Origin of the sequence: Kitasatospora sp. NPDC058032 (assembly GCF_042885845.1) — a bacterium.
GTDB lineage: Bacteria > Actinomycetota > Actinomycetes > Streptomycetales > Streptomycetaceae > Kitasatospora.
The window spans coordinates 23,646-40,475 of record NZ_JBHVRK010000038.1 but is presented as its reverse complement, the minus strand read 5'-3'; the positions used below and the strand labels follow the sequence as shown (position 1 = coordinate 40,475).

Here is a 16,830-nt window from a genome sequence, read left to right as displayed (position 1 = left end):
ACGGGTGTTCGTGGCGCGTTCCCCGGCCCGCCGGTCCTCGGGTGTCCGTCGCGGGGCGTTCTGCGGGATCATGTGGGCATGACGGCGGCCTATTCGCACGCAGGCCGGTCCCACACCGGCCGTCTGCTCGTCGCGACGCCCGTGCTCACCGACCCGAACTTCGCCCGGGCGGTGGTGCTCCTCCTCGACCACGACGCCGAGGGGGCGCTCGGCGTGGTGCTGAACCGGCCGACCCCGGTCGAGGTCGGCAGCGTGCTGGACGGCTGGGGCGTGCTGGTCGGCCGTCCGGCGGTGGTGTTCCAGGGCGGCCCGGTGGCCCTGGACTCGGCGCTCGGCCTGGCGGTGGCGCCGGGGGAGCCCGGCACCGGGGAGCCGCTCGGCTGGCGGCGGGTGCACGGCGCGATCGGACTGGTGGACCTGGAGGCGCCGCCCGAGGTGCTGGCCGGCGAGCTCGGCGCGCTGCGGATCTTCGCCGGGTACGCGGGCTGGGCGCCGGGGCAACTGGAGACGGAGGTCTCCAGCGGGGCCTGGTACCTGGTGGACTGCGAGCCGGGGGACATCTCCAGCCCCGAGCCGGAGCGGCTCTGGCGCGCGGTGCTGCGCCGCCAGCGCGGCCCGCTGGCCCTGCTGGCGAGCTATCCGGACGATCCGACGCTCAACTGAGGGGCGGCGGGGCCGGCCGGCGCGACCGTGACATGTGCAGGGCGCCGCGACACTGGCCCGGTTTCGCGGGGCGCCCATAGACTTGGCACCCATGAGCACTCTTGAGCCCGAGCGCGGCCTCGGCACCGGCACCCTGGTCGAGCCCGTCCCGCAGGTGTCCCACGGGGACGGCGACCACGAGCGCTTCGCGCACTACGTCCAGAAGGACAAGATCATGGAGAGCGCGCTCTCCGGATCCCCCGTGGTGGCGCTCTGCGGCAAGGTGTGGGTGCCCGGGCGCGACCCGAAGAAGTACCCGGTCTGCCCGATGTGCAAGGAGATCTACGACGGCATCGGCAAGCCGCAGGGCGGCGACGACGGCGGCAAGCAGTAGGCGGTCCGTTCCGCGCTCCGCGGCGCCGTTTTGCATTGCACGGCGATTCCGGGGTGGTCTATGCCAGTCCTCCGGGCCGGGGGAGGATGTCGCAATGGACCTCATTCCCGCCCCCGTGAGTTCCGTCCGCCTCCCGGACCAGGACTTCCCGCTCGACCGGACGACCACCCTCACCGCGCCGCCCGAGCTGGCCGGGGCCGAACGGTGGCTGCGCTCCTCGCTGACCGCCGCCACCGGCCTGCCGCTCGCCCCCGGACGGCCCGGCGAGGGCGTCGAACTGGTCCACGACGACACGCTGGCCGCCGAGGCGTACCGGCTCTCGGTGCGCCCCGGCCACGCCGTGATCACCGCCGGCGGACCGGCCGGCGCGCTCTGGGGTACCCAGACGCTGCGCCGGCTGCTCGGCCCGGACGCCTACCGGCGCGCCCCGCTGCGCTCCGAGTGGGTGCTGCCCGGCGTGGACATCGAGGACGCGCCCCGGTTCGGCTGGCGCGGCGCGCTGCTGGACGTCGCCCGGCACTTCCTGCCCAAGGCCGACGTGCTGCGCTTCGTCGACCAGCTGTCCGCGCACAAGCTCAACGTGCTGCACCTGCACCTGACCGACGACCAGGGCTGGCGGGTGGAGATCAAGCGCTACCCGGCGCTCACCGGGAAGGCGTCCTGGCGCGAGCGCTCGATGGTCGGCTACCGGGCCGGCCAGCGCCGCGACGACCGCCCGCACGGCGGCTTCTACACCCAGGCCGACCTGCGCGAGATCGTCGCCTACGCGGCCGAGCGCGGCATCACGGTGGTGCCCGAGATCGACCTGCCGGGCCACACCCAGGCCGTCGTGTCCGCCTACCCCGAGCTGGGCAACACCGACGTGGTGGACACCTCGGAGCTCGGCGTGTGGACCGACTGGGGCGTCAGCCCCAATGTGCTCAACGCCTCCGAGGCCACCCTGCGGTTCCTCGAGGGGGTGCTGGAGGAGGTCCTGGAGCTCTTCCCGTCCGAGTTCATCCACCTCGGCGGCGACGAGTGCCCCAAGGAGCAGTGGAAGGAGAGCGCCGCCGCGCAGGAGCGGATCCGCGAGCTGGGCCTGGCCAACGAGGACGAGCTGCAGAGCCACATCATCCGGCACTTCGACCGCTGGCTGGCCGAGCGCGGCCGCCGGCTGATCGGCTGGGACGAGATCCTGGAGGGCGGCCTGGCCCCCGGCGCCGCCGTGTCGTCCTGGCGCGGCTACGGCGGCGGGATCGCCGCCGCGCAGGCCGGGCACGACGTGGTGATGTGCCCGGAGCAGCAGGTCTACCTCGACCACCGGCAGGCGCCCGGCGAGGACGAGCCGATCCCGGTCGGCTTCGTGCGCACCCTGGAGGACGTCTACCGGTTCGAGCCGGTGCCGGCCCAGCTCGACGAGGTGGCGGCGCGCCGGGTGATCGGCACCCAGGCCAACCTGTGGAGCGAGTTCATGCACAGCGCCCGGGACATCGACTACCGGGCCTTCCCCCGGCTCGCGGCCTTCGCCGAGGTCGCCTGGTCGGCGCTGCCCGCCGACCCGGCCGCGCGCGACTTCGCCGGCTTCGAGCGGCGGATGGCGGGCCACCTGGAGGTGCTGGACGCGCTCGGCGTCGAGTACCGCCCGGCCGCCGGTCCGCACCCCTGGCAGACCTGGCCCGGCGTGCAGGGCCGGCCGATCGAGGGGCCGCCGCCGGTGGTCTGACGGCGCGCCGGGCGGACGGACGCGGACGACCCGCGGGAACTTCCGAACGGTCGCCGGACGTCAAGAACAGATGAACATCCGACCCGGTCCGCCTCGGACCGGGTCGGATACCGCCCGGTATCGGTCCCAATCGGGCAGCGCCGTTCGCCCGTCCCGAAATGATCATCGAGCATTGTGTGCCAGAGTTGCCCAACCCGGCCCGATCGCCCGTACCCTACGGGCCAGGCCGGGCTGCCGGACGCGGACACCCGGTCCAGGGCCGCGGGCGGCAGGCGATCGATGAGCAAGTGGAGCACGGTGGGACCCAGGTGAACCGGACGATCATGCTGCCGGCCTCCCTCGACGAGGCCGTTGAAGCGCTGGCCGCTCACCCGGCCGCGGTACCGGTGGCCGGCGCCACCGACCTGATGGAGGCGGTCAACGCCGGACGCCTGCGCCCGGCCGCCCTGGTGGGCCTCGGCCGGATCACCGAACTGCGCGGCTGGCGCTACGAGGACGGCGGCACCGCCGTCCTGGGCGCCGGGCTCACCCACGCCCGGATGGACCGCCCCGACTTCGCCGCGCTCATCCCCGCGCTGGCCGACGCCGCCCGCACCGCCGGCCCCCCGCAGGTGCGCAACGTCGGCACCCTCGGCGGCAACATCGCCACCGCCGCGCCGGCCGGCGACACCCTCCCGGTGCTCGCCGCCCTGGAGGCCAGCGTCACCCTCGCCCGGGCCGGCGCCACCCGCGAGGTCCCGGTCAGCCACCTGCTCACCGGCCTCGACCCGCTGCGCCCCGGCGAACTGCTCACCTGGGTGCGGGTGCCGCTGCTGCACGCCCCGCAGGTCTTCCTCAAGGCCACCGGCCGCAGCGGCCCGGCCCGCGCCACCGCCTCCGTCGCCCTCGTCCTCGACCCCGCGCGGCGGGCCGTGCGCTGCGCCGTCGGCGCCGTCGCCCCGGTGCCGCTGCGGCCCCTGGAGGCCGAGGCCTGGGTGGCCGGCTGCATCGACTGGGACGGCTCGCGGGAGATCGACCCGGCCGCGACCGCCGCGTTCGGCGAGTACGTGGCCGCCGCCTGCGTCCCCGACGGCTACGGCGCGGAGGGCGCCTGGGAGGCCGTCACCGAGGGGCCGAGCGCCGCCGCCGTCCGCCTGCGGCGTACCGTAGCCGTGCTGGCCCGCCGGGCACTGGGAAGGGCGCTCAAGTGACCACAGACCACCCCATCGAGGCCCTGGACGCGGGGCTGCTCGACCACGCGCACGACCACGCGCCGCAGGTCAGCCGGGAGTTGCGGCCGACCACCTCGTACAGCCTGCGGGTCAACGGCTTCGAACGGCCCGTCACCGACGCCTGGATCGGCGAGAGCCTGCTCTACGTGCTGCGCGAGCGGCTCGGCCTGGCCGGCGCCAAGGACGGCTGCGAGCAGGGCGAGTGCGGGGCCTGCTCGGTGCAGGTCGACGGTCAGCTGGTGGCCGGCTGCCTGGTCCCCGCCGCGCTGGCGCAGGACAGCGAGATCAACACCGTCGAGGGCCTGTCGGCCGGCGGCGGCGCCAGCGACGTCCAGCAGGCGCTGGCCGAGTCCGGCGCGGTGCAGTGCGGCTACTGCGTGCCCGGCCTGGCGATGGCCGTGCACGACCTGCTCCAGCGCAACCACCGGCCCACCGAGGTCGAGGCGCGGCAGGCGCTGTGCGGCAACCTCTGCCGGTGCACCGGCTACCGGGGCGCGCTGGCGGCCGTGCAGAGCGTCGCCGAGGCGCGCGCGGCGCAGACCGAGGCGGCGGACGAGGCGGTCGCCGGGGAGGAGTCCGCCAAGGCCGCAAAGACCGCTGCGACCCCCGCCCCGGAAGCGGCCCACGCGGCGCCCGGACCCGTGTCCGCGCCCGCGCGCACGTCCGCCGCGGACCCCGCCGACGACCCCGCGGCCGCCGCCGACCTGCCGGTGTACACCGACGGCGACGCCTGGATCGAGCACGTCCCGCAGCCGCCCGCCGAGCAGCCCGCCCCCGTCACCGGCGGCTACGGAACCCCCGACGGCCCGGGCGGCTACGACAGCGGCGTGTACGACACCACCGTGCTGGCCCCGATCCGGGACGTCCCCGCGCAGCCGGCCGCCGACTCCACCGGCTTCCACCCGGTCCAGGGCTACCCCGGGCCGCAGCCCTACCCGGGCACCACCCCGGCGCACGGCACCTACCTGCCGGGGCCCGGCGGCCACCCCGATGCGAACGGCTACCCGCAGCAGCCCGGCTACGACGGGGCCCAGGCCTACGACGGCCCGGTCTACGACGGCCCCGTGTACGAGACCCCGGCCGACGGCTACCCGCAGCAGCCCGGCCAGGACGGCGGCACCCCCGCGCACGGCACGCCGTACATCCCCACGCCCCCGCACGGCGTCCCGGCCGAGGGCACCGCCCCCGCCGGCGTCCCGTACGGCGCCACCCCCGCCCACGGCATCCGGCTCCCCGAGGACGACCACGCATCATGACGTCGCCTACCGACATCGGCGCAGCACTCCAGCAGGACGGCGACGCGGGCGGCACGACGGAGCCGTTCGGGCTGGGCAGCTCCCCGCTGCGCAGCGACGCCCTGCCCAAGGCGCTCGGCATCTACCCCTACGCCGCCGACCTGTGGGCCGAGGGCCTGCTCTGGGGCGCGGTGCTGCGCTCGCCGCACCCGCACGCCCGGATCCGCGGCATCGACACCTCCGCCGCGCTGGCCCTGCCCGGCGTGCACGCCGTGGTCACCGCCGCCGACCTGCCGGCCGGCCCGGACGGTGGGCCGGACGGCGCGCCGTCCGGACCGATCGTCGCCGACCGGCCGGTGCTCGCCGCCGGGGTGGTCCGCCACCACGGCGAGCCGGTGGCCGCGGTCGCCGCCGACCACCCCGACACCGCCCGGCTCGCGGTCGGCCTGATCGCCGTCGACTACGAGCCGCTGGACGCCGTCACCGACCCCGAGCAGTCCTTCACCGCTCCCTCGCTGCACCCGGACGGCAACCTCTTCCGCCACCTGCCGCTGCGCACCGGCGACCCGGAGGCGGTCGGTGAGGTCGTCGTCGAGGGCCTGTACCAGGTGGGCCGGCAGGACCCGGCGCCGCTCGGCGCCGAGGCGGGCCTGGCCGTGCCGCGCCCGGACGGCGGGGTCGAGCTGCACCTGTCCTCCACCGACCCGCACGGCGACCGCGACCGCACCGCCGCCTGCCTGGGCCTGGAGCCGGACCGGGTCCGGCTGGTGGTCACCGGCGTGCCCGGCGCCACCGCCGACCGCGAGGACCTCTCCTTCCAGGTCACCCTGGCGCTGCTGGCGCTGCGCACCGGCCGCCCGGTGAAGATGACCCTCACCCGCGAGGAGTCCTTCCACACCCACCCCTCGCGGCACCCGGCGCTGCTGCGCTACCGCCACCACGCGGACGCCGAGGGCCGGCTGGTGAAGGTCGAGGCGCAGATCCTGCTGGACGGCGGCGCCTACGCGGACGTCTCGGCCGAGGCGCTGGCCGCCGCCACCGCCTTCTCGGTCGGCCCGTACAACTGCCCCAACGTCTTCGTGGACGCCTGGGCGGTGCGCACCAACAACCCGCCGGCCGGCCGGATGCGCGGCGAGGGCGCGCTGCAGGCGTGCTTCGCCTACGAGTCGCAGCTGGACCAGCTGGCCGCCCGGGTCGGCATCGACCCGGTGGAGATCCGCCGCCGCAACGTGATGGCGACCGGTGACCCGCTGCCCACCGGACAGGCCGTCACCTGCCCGGCACCGGTGAGCGCGCTGCTGGAGGCGGTCGCCGCCGAGCCGCTGCCGGCCCTGCCGGTGGACGATCCGGACGCCGAGTGGCTGCTGCCGGGCGGGCCCGGCGGCGCCGGCGACCCGGCCGCGGTGCGCCGCGGCATCGGCTACGCGCTGGGCATGGTGCACATGCTGGGCGCCGAGGGCGAGGACGAGGTCGCCACCGCGACGGTGCGGGTCAGCGGCGACCACGCCACGGTGATCTGCGCCGCGGTCGACGCCGGCCAGGGCTTCGCCACGCTGGCCCGGCAGATCGTGCAGAGCGTGCTGGGCGTCAGCGAGGTGTACATCGCGCCTGCCGACAGCGACCAGTCGGTGGCCGGGCCGTCCGCCCGGGGCCGGCACACCTGGGTCTCCGGCGGCGCGATCGAGCGGGCCGCGCTGATGGTCCGCCACCAGCTGCTCCAGCCGATCGCCGCCAACTTCGGGATGTCGGCGGAGTTGCTGCAGATCTCCGACGGCAAGATCACCTCGTACGACGGGGTGCTCGGCATGCCGGTGGCCGAGGCGCTGGAGGGCAAGGAGCTCTGGGCGACCGCGCAGTGCCGGCCGCACCCGACCGAGCCGCTGGACGAGGCGGGGCAGGGCGACGCCTTCGTCTCCATCGCGTTCTGCGCGATGCGCGCGGTGGTGGACGTGGACATCGAGCTGGGCGCCGTCCGGGTGGTCGAGGTGACGGTGGCCCAGGAGGTCGGCCGGGCGCTGAACCCGCGGCAGATCGAGGACCGGATCGAGGCGGGGGTGGCCCAGGGCGTCGGCCTGGCGCTGCTGGAGGAGCTGCGCACCGAGGGCGGCCTGCTGGCCAACCCCTCGCTCACCGGCTACCGGCTGCCGACCGCGCTGGACACCCCGGAGATCCGGGTGGCCGCCCTGCTGGAGGAGCGCGACGTGGTGGCCCCGTTCGGGGCCAAGGCGGTCAGCGCGGTGCCGGCGGTGACGGCCCCGGCGGCGGTGGCCGCGGCGGTGCGGGCCGCCACCGGCCTGCCGGTGGGCCGGCTGCCGATCCGCCCGGAGGACGCCGTCACCGGCTGAGCATTTTCCGGGGAATTCGGCGGGAGGGCCCGCCGAATTCCCCGGAAAATGCATGACGAATTGCCGGGCGGCGCTTTTTGCGCCGACCGGCAATTCGCTTCTGAGGCCATGACGGGAATCGAACCCGTGTACACCGCTTTGCAGGCGGTTCCCTAAACCACTCGGGCACACGGCCGTGGGGTGGAACTGGTGGAAGGCTGGACTGCGAGGGCGCGCTCAGGCGCAGTGGCAGCAGCGACAGGCGCGACAACACAGGGGAGCGGGGGCGCAGGTGCGGGGCGCGCGGGCCGCCGTCTTCCTGTCCATGTCCGACTCCTGTCGTCGTTCGCCGTGTTGGTGAATTCAGTTTGGCGGAATGCCGGGCGGAACGTCAATATCCTTTTGTAAATTCTGTGTGGCGGGGTGTGCTACGGTCGGAGGAAGGTGGCCCCCGGTGGCCACCCCGGACGAGTGCGTCGTACCCGGTGATGACAAGACGGCGCAGTGACAGCGGCAACCCGGCCGCTGCCGACTGCGGAGGTACGACCGTCATGGCTTGGCTCGTTCTGATCGTTTCCGGTGTCCTGGAGACCGTGTGGGCGGTGGCCCTGGAGTCCTCCAAGGGCTTCTCCCGCCTCGTCCCGACCGTGGTGTTCGGAGTCGCGCTGGCGTTCTCGATGGGCGGCCTGGCGTACGCGATGCGCTCGATCCCGATCGGCACCGGCTACGCCGTGTGGGTGGGCATCGGCGCGGTGGGCACCGCGCTGTACGGCATGGCGGTGCTGGGCGACGCGGTGACCCTGGCCCGGATCGGCTGCCTGCTGCTGATCGTCTCCGGCGTGGTGGGCCTCAAGGTGCTGCACTGACCCGGTCCTAGGACCGGAGTCGGAGGGACGGAGCGACCGGGGTCAGGGGCCACCGGGCCAGATGCGCCTTACGATCATACGTATGACCACTGCCTCCCCCACCTCGGCCGACACCGCCTCCGTTCCGATACCGACCGACCCCGGGGGAGGGGTGCTGGGCGACCGTTTCCGGGCCCTGACCCTGGGGATCGTCTCGGTGGTCCTGGTCATCGCCTTCGAGGCGACGGCCGTCAACACCGCGATGCCGGTGGCCGCCCGTGAGCTGGACGGGCTCGGGCTGTACGCCTTCGCCTTCTCCGGCTACTTCACCACCACCCTGTTCGCGCTGGTCGTCTCCGGCCAGTGGTGCGACCGCAGCGGTCCGCTGCAACCGCTGTTCACCGGGATCGCGGTGTTCGGCGCCGGCCTGCTGGTGGCCGGCGCGGCGCCCGGGATGTGGATCTTCGTGGGCGGCCGGGCGATCCAGGGCCTCGGGGGCGGTCTGGTGATCGTCGCGCTCTACGTGGTGGTCGGCCGGGCCTATCCCGAGCGGCTGCGGCCCGCGGTCTTCGCCGCCTTCTCCTCGGCCTGGGTGCTGCCCTCGATCATCGGCCCGGTGGTCTCCGGAGCGGTCACCCAGCACCTCGGCTGGCGCTGGGTCTTCCTCGCCGTGCCGGTGCTGATCCTGCTGCCGCTGGCGGTGATGGGCCCGGCGCTGCGCCGCTCGGAGAAGGAGCAGCCGGTGCTCCGGGGCGCCGCGTTCGACCGCCGCCGCACCGGGCTGGCCGCGATGGCCGCGCTCGGCGCGGGTCTGCTGCAGTACGCGGGCCAGCGGCTGGACCTGATCGGCCTGCTGCCGGCCGTCGCCGGGGCGGCGCTGCTGCTCCCGGCGGTGCTCGGGCTGCTGCCGACCGGGACGCTGCGGGCCGGGCGGGGGCTGCCGACGGTGATCCTGCTGCGCGGGGTCGCGGCGGGGGCGTTCTTCGCGGCCGAGGCGTTCATCCCGCTGATGATGGTGACCGAGCGCGGGCTCTCGCCGACGCTGGCCGGTCTGACCCTGACCAGCGGCGGCCTGTCCTGGGCGCTCGGCTCCTGGCTGCAGGGCCGGCCGGGGGCCGAGCGGTACCGCACGCTGATGATCCGCGGCGGCTTCGTGCTGACCGCGGTGGCCATCGCGGGGGCGGCGCTGGTGCTCGTCCCGGCGGCGCCGGTCTGGGTGGCGGCGGTGGCCTGGGGCGTCGGCGGGTTCGGCATGGGCCTGACGGTCGCGAGCGTCAGCGTGCTGATGATGAAGCTGTCGACGCCGGAGGACGCCGGGGCCAACTCGGCCTCGCTCCAGGTGAGCGACGCGCTGGGCAACGTGCTGCTGGTGGGCCTGTCCGGGGTGCTGTTCGCGGCACTGGGCGGCGGCTCGGTGGCCGCCGCCCACGACGGCGCCGCGGGCACCGGGTCGACCGGTGCCTTCGCGGTGATCTTCCTGACCATGACCGGGGTCGCGCTGCTCGGCGCGCTGGTCTCCGGCCGGGTCCGCAAGGCCGCCTGAGGACTCAGCCGGCGGCCACGGCGGGGGCGGGGGATCCCAGGAAGGTCTCCCAGCCCCCGGCCGGGGCCTGGCCGGGGCCGAGGGTCTGCAGCTTGCGCAGCACCGCCGGGTCCTGGGCGTCCAGCCAGTCGACCAGCTGCCGGAAGGACACCAGCCGGACCTCGGGTCGCCCGGCGATCGACTTGAGCACGTCCTCGACGGCGTTCATGTAGATGCCGCCGTTCCACTCCTCGAAGTGGTTGCCGATGACGAACGGCGCGCGGTTGGTGGTGTAGGCGCGCTCGAAGCCCATCAGATAGGCGTCCCGGGCCTGGGTCTGGAAGCCGGGGTGCAGCGCCGGGTCGGCCTTGGTGTTGCTGCCGCACTGGTTGAACATGATGTTGTAGTCCATCGACAGCACCTGGAAGGTGTGCCCGGGGAACGGGATGGACTGCAGCGGGAGGTCCCAGAGCGCACCGCCCTGGATCTTCTGCGGCCAGATCTGCGTGCCGTTGCCGCTGCTGTCGTAGCGCCAGCCGCGCCTGACGGCGGTGGGCAGCAGGTTGCGTTGCCCTTCCAGGCAGGGCGTGCGGCTGCCGATCAGCTCCTTGCGGTAGTCGAAGGGCAGCGCCGGCAGGTCCGTGAAGCCGGTGTTGGTGCGCCAGTTCATGACGAAGTCCATCGCCTGCTGGATCTCGCTGTCCCACTCCTCCGGGGACCACTGGCCGACGCCGGTGGCGCCGCAGAAGTGGCCGTTGAAGTGGGTGCCGATCTCGTGGCCCTCCAGCCAGGCGGCGTGCACGTTCTCCAGCGTGTCGTGGATGTGCTGGTCGTTCAGGTAGCCGATGTCGGAGGCGCCGACCTTGTGCTGCGGCGGACGGTAGAGGTCCTTGCGGGACTCCGGCAGCAGGTAGAGGCCGCTGAGGAAGAAGGTCATCGAGGCGTCGTGCTCGCGGGCGAGCCGGCGGAAGCGGCCGAACAGCCCGTTGTCGAGTTCGCCGGCGCCGTCCCAGGAGAAGACCACGAACTGCGGCGGGCGCTGTCCGGGCCGCAGCGCCTCGGCGACCGGCTGGCCCGGCTGCGGGCCGGTGTCCGAGGTGGAGCCGTCGCCGATCAGGGTGACCGGGGGCCTGGCCGCCTCGGTCGGGGCCGTCGCGTTGTCCGGGGCCTGGGTGGTCGGTACCGGGGCCGGAGTGGACGCCTGCCCGACGCCCGGGTCCGTCCGGGCCGCGCAGCCGGCGGCGAGGGCGGCGGCACCGGCCGCGCCCGCGGCCAGCAGGGTGCGGCGGGAGAGAGCGTCCATGGTCACTCCGTTCGTGGGGCGTGCGCGGGGGCGGGCACGGCGGGCCGCGGCGCACGGCCGTCCGGGCAGGCAACGGGTGCCCGGTCGGACAAGTGCGGTGATAGGCCTGTGAACGGGGTCAGCATGGCATGCGATCAAGATCGGTCAGTGCTTCACCACGGACGGTCGGAACTCATCGCCCGAAGGATGCAACCAGGATGCCGTTCCTGAGTGTCCGATGAATCGATCGTCGTCATTCCTGGCAGCCGCCGGGTAACCGGAGGGTGACGCGGTGGTGACGTCTCACCCCTTCGGGCCAGGCCTTGCCCCTGAGGCCCGCCGATCGGGGGGAGCGGGTACGACCAGCGTATGAATGTGGCATAGGGTCCGATCCGGTTGCATGGTTCTCAGGAACTTCCCAGGAACCGTCAACCGGTTCGACGTCAGCAGAGGGGAGCGCCCGTGGGCGCCCAGCAGAGCAGGAGCCCGTGGCCGGGCACCATGGCGGTCGGTGCCGCGCTCGTGCTCGGCGCGTGGCTGCTGCACGACGGCTCGGCCGCCGTGCTGCCGCCGGCCCCCGGTGGCGGGCAGGCCCTCAGCGGCTTCGCCCCGGTCTCCGTGGTACCGCCGCTCGGCCCCTCCCGACCGACCCGGATCCGCATCCCCGCGGTCCGGCTCGACGCCCCGGTCACCGGCCTCGGCCTCGACCGGGACGGCCACCTGCAGGCCCCGCCGGACGAGGACCGCAACCTCGCCGGCTGGTACCGGGACGGCGCCACCCCCGGCCAGCGCGGTACGGCGATCATCGCCGGACACGTCGACAACGACCGCGGGCCCGCCGTCTTCTACCACCTGGGCGCCCTGCACCGCGGCGACCGGATCGAGATCCTCCGCGAGGACGGCCGGACCGCCGTCTACCAGCTCTACGCCATCGAAGTGCACGACCGAAAGGACTTCCCGGACGACCGGGTGTACCGCCAGGCCGCCGACGCCCAACTCCGGGTGATCACCTGCGGCGGCGGGTACAGCGAGGAGCACGGCTACGACGGCAACGTCGTCGCCTACGGCTTCCTCGCCGACACCACGCGCCCGGGGAAACCCGTATGACCTCCCTCACCACCACCGAACTCGCCGTCCGCTGGAACCCGCTCGACTGGCCGCTCACCCACGGCCCGATCCCGTACGCCGTGCTCGCGGCCGGCTGGGTCGCGCTGGGGCTGCTCGTCCTCTCCCGCGACCGGCGCTGGTTCGGCCTGCGCCCGCTCGGCGCCCTGCTGCTCGCCGCCGCCCTCACCGGCGCGGTCAAGGTCGTCGTGGACGGGTGGTGGCACCCCTTCCCCGAGGGCACCCCCGACTACGTGGTCGGCTGGGTCGCGCTCGCCGTGCTCGCGCTGACCCTGGCCGGCTTCCGCGCCCCGCTGCTGCCCGGCCGGCAGCGCTTCCTGGCGGCCGGCGGCGCGGCACTGGTGGTGCTGATGGCGGCCTCGCAGGTCAACCGCGGCTTCGACCAGTACCCGACGGCCCGCGTCATGCTGGCGCCCAGGACCCAGGCGCTGACCACCGGCAAGGCCCCCGAGGTGGTGACCGCGCCGACCGGCAGGGTGCTGGAGGAGGTCTGGCACGCCCCGGCCGACCTGCCCGAGAAGGGCACCGTCTCGACCACCCCGATCCCCGGGACCAAGTCCGGCTTCGACGCCCGCGACGCCTACGTCTACCTGCCCCCCGCCTACCAAGCCAGCCCCCGGCCGATGCTGCCGGTGCTGGTGCTGATGGCCGGCCAGCCCGGCAACCCGTCCGACTGGGTGAACTCCGGCGGCATGCAGGAGCGGCTGGACGCCTTCGCCGCCGACCACCAGGGCCTCGCCCCGATCGTGGTGATGGTGGACCAGATCGCCACCATGTGGGGCAACAGCCTCTGCATGGACTCCAACGTCGCCCGGGCCCAGACCTACCTCGCCGAGGACGTTCCCGACTGGATCCACGGCCACCTCCAGACCGCCACCGGCCGCGGCGCCTTCGCCATCGGCGGCGCCTCGCTCGGCGGCACCTGCGCCCTCCAGCTGGCCGTCAACGCGCCGCAGGTCTACGGCTCGTTCATCGACGTCTCGGGCCAGGACGAGCCGACCCTGGGCAGCCACGACGAGACCGTCGAGAAGGCCTTCGACGGCGACGAGAAGGCCTTCGAGGCCGTCGACCCGGCGCACCTGATGGCCGCCCGCCGGTACCCGGACACCGCCGGCGTCTTCGCGGTCGGAGCCGGCGACGGTGACTTCCGCCCGCAGCAGGAGACGATGTACGCCGCCGCACAGAAAGCCGGGATGAAGGTGGAGTTCCAAGCGATCCCCGGCGGCCACAGCTGGACGGTGTTCCGGGAGGCGCTCGACCGGAACCTGCCCTGGCTCGCCCGGCAGACCGGGATGATCCGGTGATCCGGCTCGGCGCCGCGCCCGCCCGGGCCCTGGTCGGCGAGCGGCAACCGCTGCGGGACGGCGGACAGTCCGGCCCGCGGGTCCCCGAACAGTCCCGCGGCGAGTCCGCCCCCGGCTCCGGCGCACCCGCGCCGCGGCCCCCGCAGCGCCTGGCCCGCGCCGTGGCCCGGACCGCCGCCCTCGCCACCCGGCTGGCCGCCCGGCTCGGCGAGGCCCCGCTCACCCTGGTGCTGCTGGCCGGCCTCTGGGCCGTCGGCGCCGCCACCGGCAGCCTCGCCCGCGGGCCGTCCGCCGCCCTGCTGGAGAAGGTCGGCGCCGGCTCCCCGACCCTCGGCGAGGGCCGCTGGTGGACGCCGCTCACCTCGCTGTTCTGGTGCTCCGGCATCGGCGCCTACGTCTTCACCAGCCTGCTGCTGCTCCTGGTCGCCCCGGCCGCCGAGCGCCGGCTCGGCGCGCTGCGGACCCTTGGGGTGCTGGTCGCCGGACAGCTGGCCGGCGCCCTGGCCGGCACCGGGGTGGTCGCGGCCGGCGCCGCCTCCGGCGAGCAGTGGACCACCTCGGTCGTCGACCAGAGCGCGGTCGGCCCCGCCGTCGGCCTGTTCGCGCTGGCCGGCGTGCTCGGCTACCGGCTCACCGTGCTCTGGCGCCGCCGGCTGCACCTGCTGGTGGTGCTGGTGCCGCTGGTGATGGCGCTGTACGTGGGGCACCTGCAGAGCGTGCAGTGCTTCTCCGGCGCCCTGGCCGGCCTGGCCGCCGGAGCACTGCTCTCGCGCGGCCGTCCGCACCTGCGCTCGCACCGCTCCTCGCACACCGAGACCCGGGTGCTGGTGGCGCTCTGCCTGGTCGCCGCCGCGCTCGGCCCGCTGATCGCCTCGCTGTACGACAACGCCGCCGGCCCGTTCAACACCTTCTCGGAGATCTACCTCTCGCACCGGCTCAGCCCGGACGAGGTCGCCGACTTCTGCGCGGTCTCGGCCCACGACTGCGCCCGCGCGCACGCCGTCGAGCGGATCTTCGACACCCCGGCCCGGCTGATGGCCGCGCTCTTCCCGGCACTGCTGCTGGTGCTGGCCGAGGGACTGCGCCGCGGCCTGCGGCTCGCCTGGCGGATCACCGTGGCCACCGAACTGCTCTGGACCGCCATGCTGGTCTGGCTGTTCACCGAGACCGGCACCGGCTCGGGCGGCGTCGTCCAGTACTTCGTCGAGGCGCTGCTGCTGCCGCTGATCACCACCGGACTGCTGCTGGCCACCCGCAAGCGGTTCCCGCTGCGGCTGCCCGTCGCGGTGCTCGGCCGGCTGGCCGCGGTGCTCGGCGGTGCGCTGCTGGTCGCCAGCGCCGCGTACACCGGGCTGGGTGTGCTGGTGGCCGGGCAGTTCGAGCCGGTCGCGAGCTTCCGCGGGCTGGTCGCCGGGCTGCCCGCGCAGTACCTGCCGCCCGCCTACAACGACCTGCTGCCCGACTACCCGGTCGCGGTCGGACCGTTCGCCCGCGTCCTGGAGACGTACTGCGGACTGGCCTTCTGGGCGGTCGCGCTGGGCGCGCTGCTGGTGGTCTTCCGCCGGCCGGTGGTGCACGTCGACGCCGAGGACGCCGCGCGGGCCCGCACCCTGCTCACCGAGCACGGCGGCGGGACGCTCTCCTTCCTCACCACCTGGGACGGCAACCACTACTGGTTCGACGAGGACGGCCGGGCGGCCGTCGCCTACCGGGTGCTGAACACCGTGGCGCTGACCACCGGAGACCCGTTCGGCGACCCGGAGGCACGCGCCCGCGCGGTGGCCGGCTTCGCCCGGTACTGCGACGCGCGCGGCTGGACGCCCTGCTTCTACAGCGTCACCCCGGAGACCCGGGCCGCCGCCGGACAGCTCGGCTGGCGCTCGCTGCAGGTCGCCGAGGACACCGTGGTCGCGCTGCCGGACCTGGCCTTCACCGGCCGCAAGTGGCAGGACATCCGCACCGCGCTCAACAAGGCCGGCAAGCAGGGCATCACCGCCGAGTGGTGGTCGTACCACGAGGCGCCGCTCGCACTGAAGGAGCAGATCCGCGCCATCTCCGAGGAGTGGGTCTCGGAGAAGGGGCTGCCCGAGATGGGCTTCACCCTCGGCGGCCTGGAGGAACTGGACGACCCGGCGGTGCGGCTGCTGATCGCCGTCGACCAGGACCGCGCCGTGCACGGGCTGACCAGCTGGATGCCGGTCTACGAGAACGGCGAGCCGGTCGGCTGGACGCTGGACTTCATGCGCCGGCGCTCGGACGGCTTCCGCGGCGTCACCGAGTTCCTGATCGCCTCCGCGGCGCTCGGCTTCAAGCAGGAGGGCGCGCGCTTCGTCTCGCTCTCCGGCGCCCCGCTGGCCCGCTCGGAGAAGGAGCCGCCGACCGGGCTGCAGAAGACCCTGGACTGGCTGGGCCGGGCGCTGGAGCCGGTGTACGGCTTCCGCTCCCTGCTCGCGTTCAAGGCGAAGTTCCAGCCGGAGTACCGGCCGATGTACATGGCCTACCCGGACCCGGCCGCGCTGCCCAGCATCACCAGGGCGATCGGCAAGGCGTACCTGCCGCACCTCACCCCGGCGCAGGGCGTACGGCTGATGCGCAAGCTCTCGGCCTAGCGGGCCTGTCGGAAGGTCGCCACCAGCAGCTGCCCGGGCCCGGCCCCGGGCGGCCGCCGACGCGCGCCCCGCCGGGCCGCTCAGCCGAGCAGCTGGGCGAGGGCGCGGTCGGCGTCCAGGTGCAGGTGCTCCTCGCCCTCGGGGACGAGCAGGCGGCTGCGCCACAGGAAGCGCCGCAGGTCGGCGGTGTCGAACTGGACCATCGCGGTGCCCTCGGGCGCGCGCAGCTCGACCAGGGTGCGCCGGCCGAGGCCGGGCCGGACGTGCACGTCGCCGATGCCGGAGGGCACCTCCAGGCCGGTGGAGAGCAGCCGGCGGGCGAAGACCCAGACGATGTCGCCGGCCGGCCCGGTGCCGTCGGCCTCGTCGTCCAGCGAGAACTCGGCGGGGAAGGCCATCCGGACGGCGAGCGGGTCGTCCGGGAGGTAGGTCAGGGTGACCCGGAGCCGGACGGAGCGGTGGGCGGAGAGGACCAGACGGGCCTGGACGGTCTCTTCGGCGGTGGCGTGCACGGTGATTCCCTTCTGTGGGGGCGAGGCCGGTGACGGCGTGGAGGGTTGGGGCGGCCTCACCCGGAAGAGAGGCGGTCGAGGGGGTTCCGCTTACCGCGTTTTCGCGACTTTTCCCTGTGATCC

13 protein-coding genes, 1 tRNA gene and 1 riboswitch are annotated in these 16,830 nt (G+C 74.5%); of the genes, 11 read left to right on the top strand and 3 right to left on the bottom strand.

The window, feature by feature from the left end; translation table 11 throughout:
• Nucleotides 1-78 precede the first annotated feature (78 nt).
• From ACFVUH_RS34715 to ACFVUH_RS34690, 6 genes are all read left to right on the top strand, one after another.
• Nucleotides 79-663 carry a YqgE/AlgH family protein gene (locus tag ACFVUH_RS34715; protein WP_387917507.1) on the top strand — a complete coding sequence of 195 codons (585 nt, stop codon included), beginning with the start codon at nucleotides 79-81 and terminating at the stop codon, nucleotides 661-663.
• A gap of 91 nt (nucleotides 664-754) precedes the next feature.
• Nucleotides 755-1,036: a DUF3039 domain-containing protein gene (locus tag ACFVUH_RS34710; protein ID WP_355372920.1), complete on the top strand. Its 282-nt coding sequence runs from the start codon at nucleotides 755-757 to the stop codon at nucleotides 1,034-1,036.
• Between the two features lie 94 nt (nucleotides 1,037-1,130).
• Nucleotides 1,131-2,738, top strand: a complete 1,608-nt coding sequence (locus ACFVUH_RS34705) for a beta-N-acetylhexosaminidase (RefSeq protein WP_387917505.1) — start codon at nucleotides 1,131-1,133, stop codon at nucleotides 2,736-2,738.
• 323 nt (nucleotides 2,739-3,061) lie between these two features.
• On the top strand, nucleotides 3,062-3,928 hold the full coding sequence (locus ACFVUH_RS34700) for an FAD binding domain-containing protein (protein ID WP_350545037.1): 867 nt from the start codon (nucleotides 3,062-3,064) through the stop codon (nucleotides 3,926-3,928).
• Entirely contained in the window at nucleotides 3,925-5,205 is a 1,281-nt protein-coding gene (locus ACFVUH_RS34695) for a 2Fe-2S iron-sulfur cluster-binding protein (protein ID WP_387917503.1), read from the top strand. The genes ACFVUH_RS34700 and ACFVUH_RS34695 overlap by 4 nt, the downstream gene beginning before the upstream one ends.
• On the top strand, nucleotides 5,202-7,529 hold the full coding sequence (locus tag ACFVUH_RS34690) for a xanthine dehydrogenase family protein molybdopterin-binding subunit (protein ID WP_355372926.1): 2,328 nt from the start codon (nucleotides 5,202-5,204) through the stop codon (nucleotides 7,527-7,529). The genes ACFVUH_RS34695 and ACFVUH_RS34690 overlap by 4 nt, the downstream gene beginning before the upstream one ends.
• A 103-nt stretch (nucleotides 7,530-7,632) precedes the next feature.
• Here ACFVUH_RS34690 and ACFVUH_RS34685 read toward each other — a convergent pair.
• Nucleotides 7,633-7,704: transfer RNA gene (locus tag ACFVUH_RS34685), tRNA-Cys, on the bottom strand.
• A gap of 244 nt (nucleotides 7,705-7,948) precedes the next feature.
• A riboswitch (guanidine-III (ykkC-III) riboswitch) is annotated at nucleotides 7,949-8,014 on the top strand.
• A gap of 45 nt (nucleotides 8,015-8,059) precedes the next feature.
• On the opposite strand from ACFVUH_RS34685, the gene ACFVUH_RS34680 reads away from it, so the two are divergent.
• Together ACFVUH_RS34680 and ACFVUH_RS34675 are read left to right on the top strand one after the other, a co-directional pair.
• Entirely contained in the window at nucleotides 8,060-8,374 is a 315-nt protein-coding gene (locus tag ACFVUH_RS34680; protein WP_355372929.1) for an SMR family transporter, read from the top strand.
• A gap of 82 nt (nucleotides 8,375-8,456) precedes the next feature.
• Nucleotides 8,457-9,896 (top strand): MFS transporter, encoded by a 1,440-nt coding sequence (locus ACFVUH_RS34675; protein ID WP_387917501.1) that lies wholly within the window; start codon nucleotides 8,457-8,459, stop codon nucleotides 9,894-9,896.
• Nucleotides 9,897-9,900: 4 nt separating this feature from the next.
• Here ACFVUH_RS34675 and ACFVUH_RS34670 read toward each other — a convergent pair whose 3' ends face one another.
• The gene (locus ACFVUH_RS34670) at nucleotides 9,901-11,178 is read right to left on the bottom strand and encodes a hypothetical protein (protein WP_387917499.1); all 1,278 of its coding nucleotides are present in this window, start codon (nucleotides 11,176-11,178) and stop codon (nucleotides 9,901-9,903) included.
• A 480-nt stretch (nucleotides 11,179-11,658) separates the two neighbouring features.
• Here ACFVUH_RS34670 and ACFVUH_RS34665 point away from each other — a divergent pair, with 480 nt between their 5' ends.
• From ACFVUH_RS34665 to ACFVUH_RS34655, 3 genes are read left to right on the top strand one after another with little or no spacing between them, the layout of a single operon-like run.
• The gene (locus ACFVUH_RS34665) at nucleotides 11,659-12,264 is read left to right on the top strand and encodes a class F sortase (protein WP_355370762.1); all 606 of its coding nucleotides are present in this window, start codon (nucleotides 11,659-11,661) and stop codon (nucleotides 12,262-12,264) included.
• Entirely contained in the window at nucleotides 12,261-13,586 is a 1,326-nt protein-coding gene (locus tag ACFVUH_RS34660; RefSeq protein WP_355370737.1) for an alpha/beta hydrolase-fold protein, read from the top strand. Before ACFVUH_RS34665 ends, ACFVUH_RS34660 begins: the two co-directional genes overlap by 4 nt.
• Nucleotides 13,583-16,195, top strand: coding sequence for a bifunctional lysylphosphatidylglycerol flippase/synthetase MprF (locus tag ACFVUH_RS34655; RefSeq protein ID WP_387917497.1), 2,613 nt, complete (start codon nucleotides 13,583-13,585; stop codon nucleotides 16,193-16,195). Before ACFVUH_RS34660 ends, ACFVUH_RS34655 begins: the two co-directional genes overlap by 4 nt.
• 80 nt (nucleotides 16,196-16,275) lie before the next feature.
• On the opposite strand, the gene ACFVUH_RS34650 is transcribed toward ACFVUH_RS34655, so the two are convergent.
• The gene (locus ACFVUH_RS34650) at nucleotides 16,276-16,707 is read right to left on the bottom strand and encodes an SsgA family sporulation/cell division regulator (protein ID WP_387917496.1); all 432 of its coding nucleotides are present in this window, start codon (nucleotides 16,705-16,707) and stop codon (nucleotides 16,276-16,278) included.
• Between the last annotated feature and the right edge of the window lie 123 nt (nucleotides 16,708-16,830).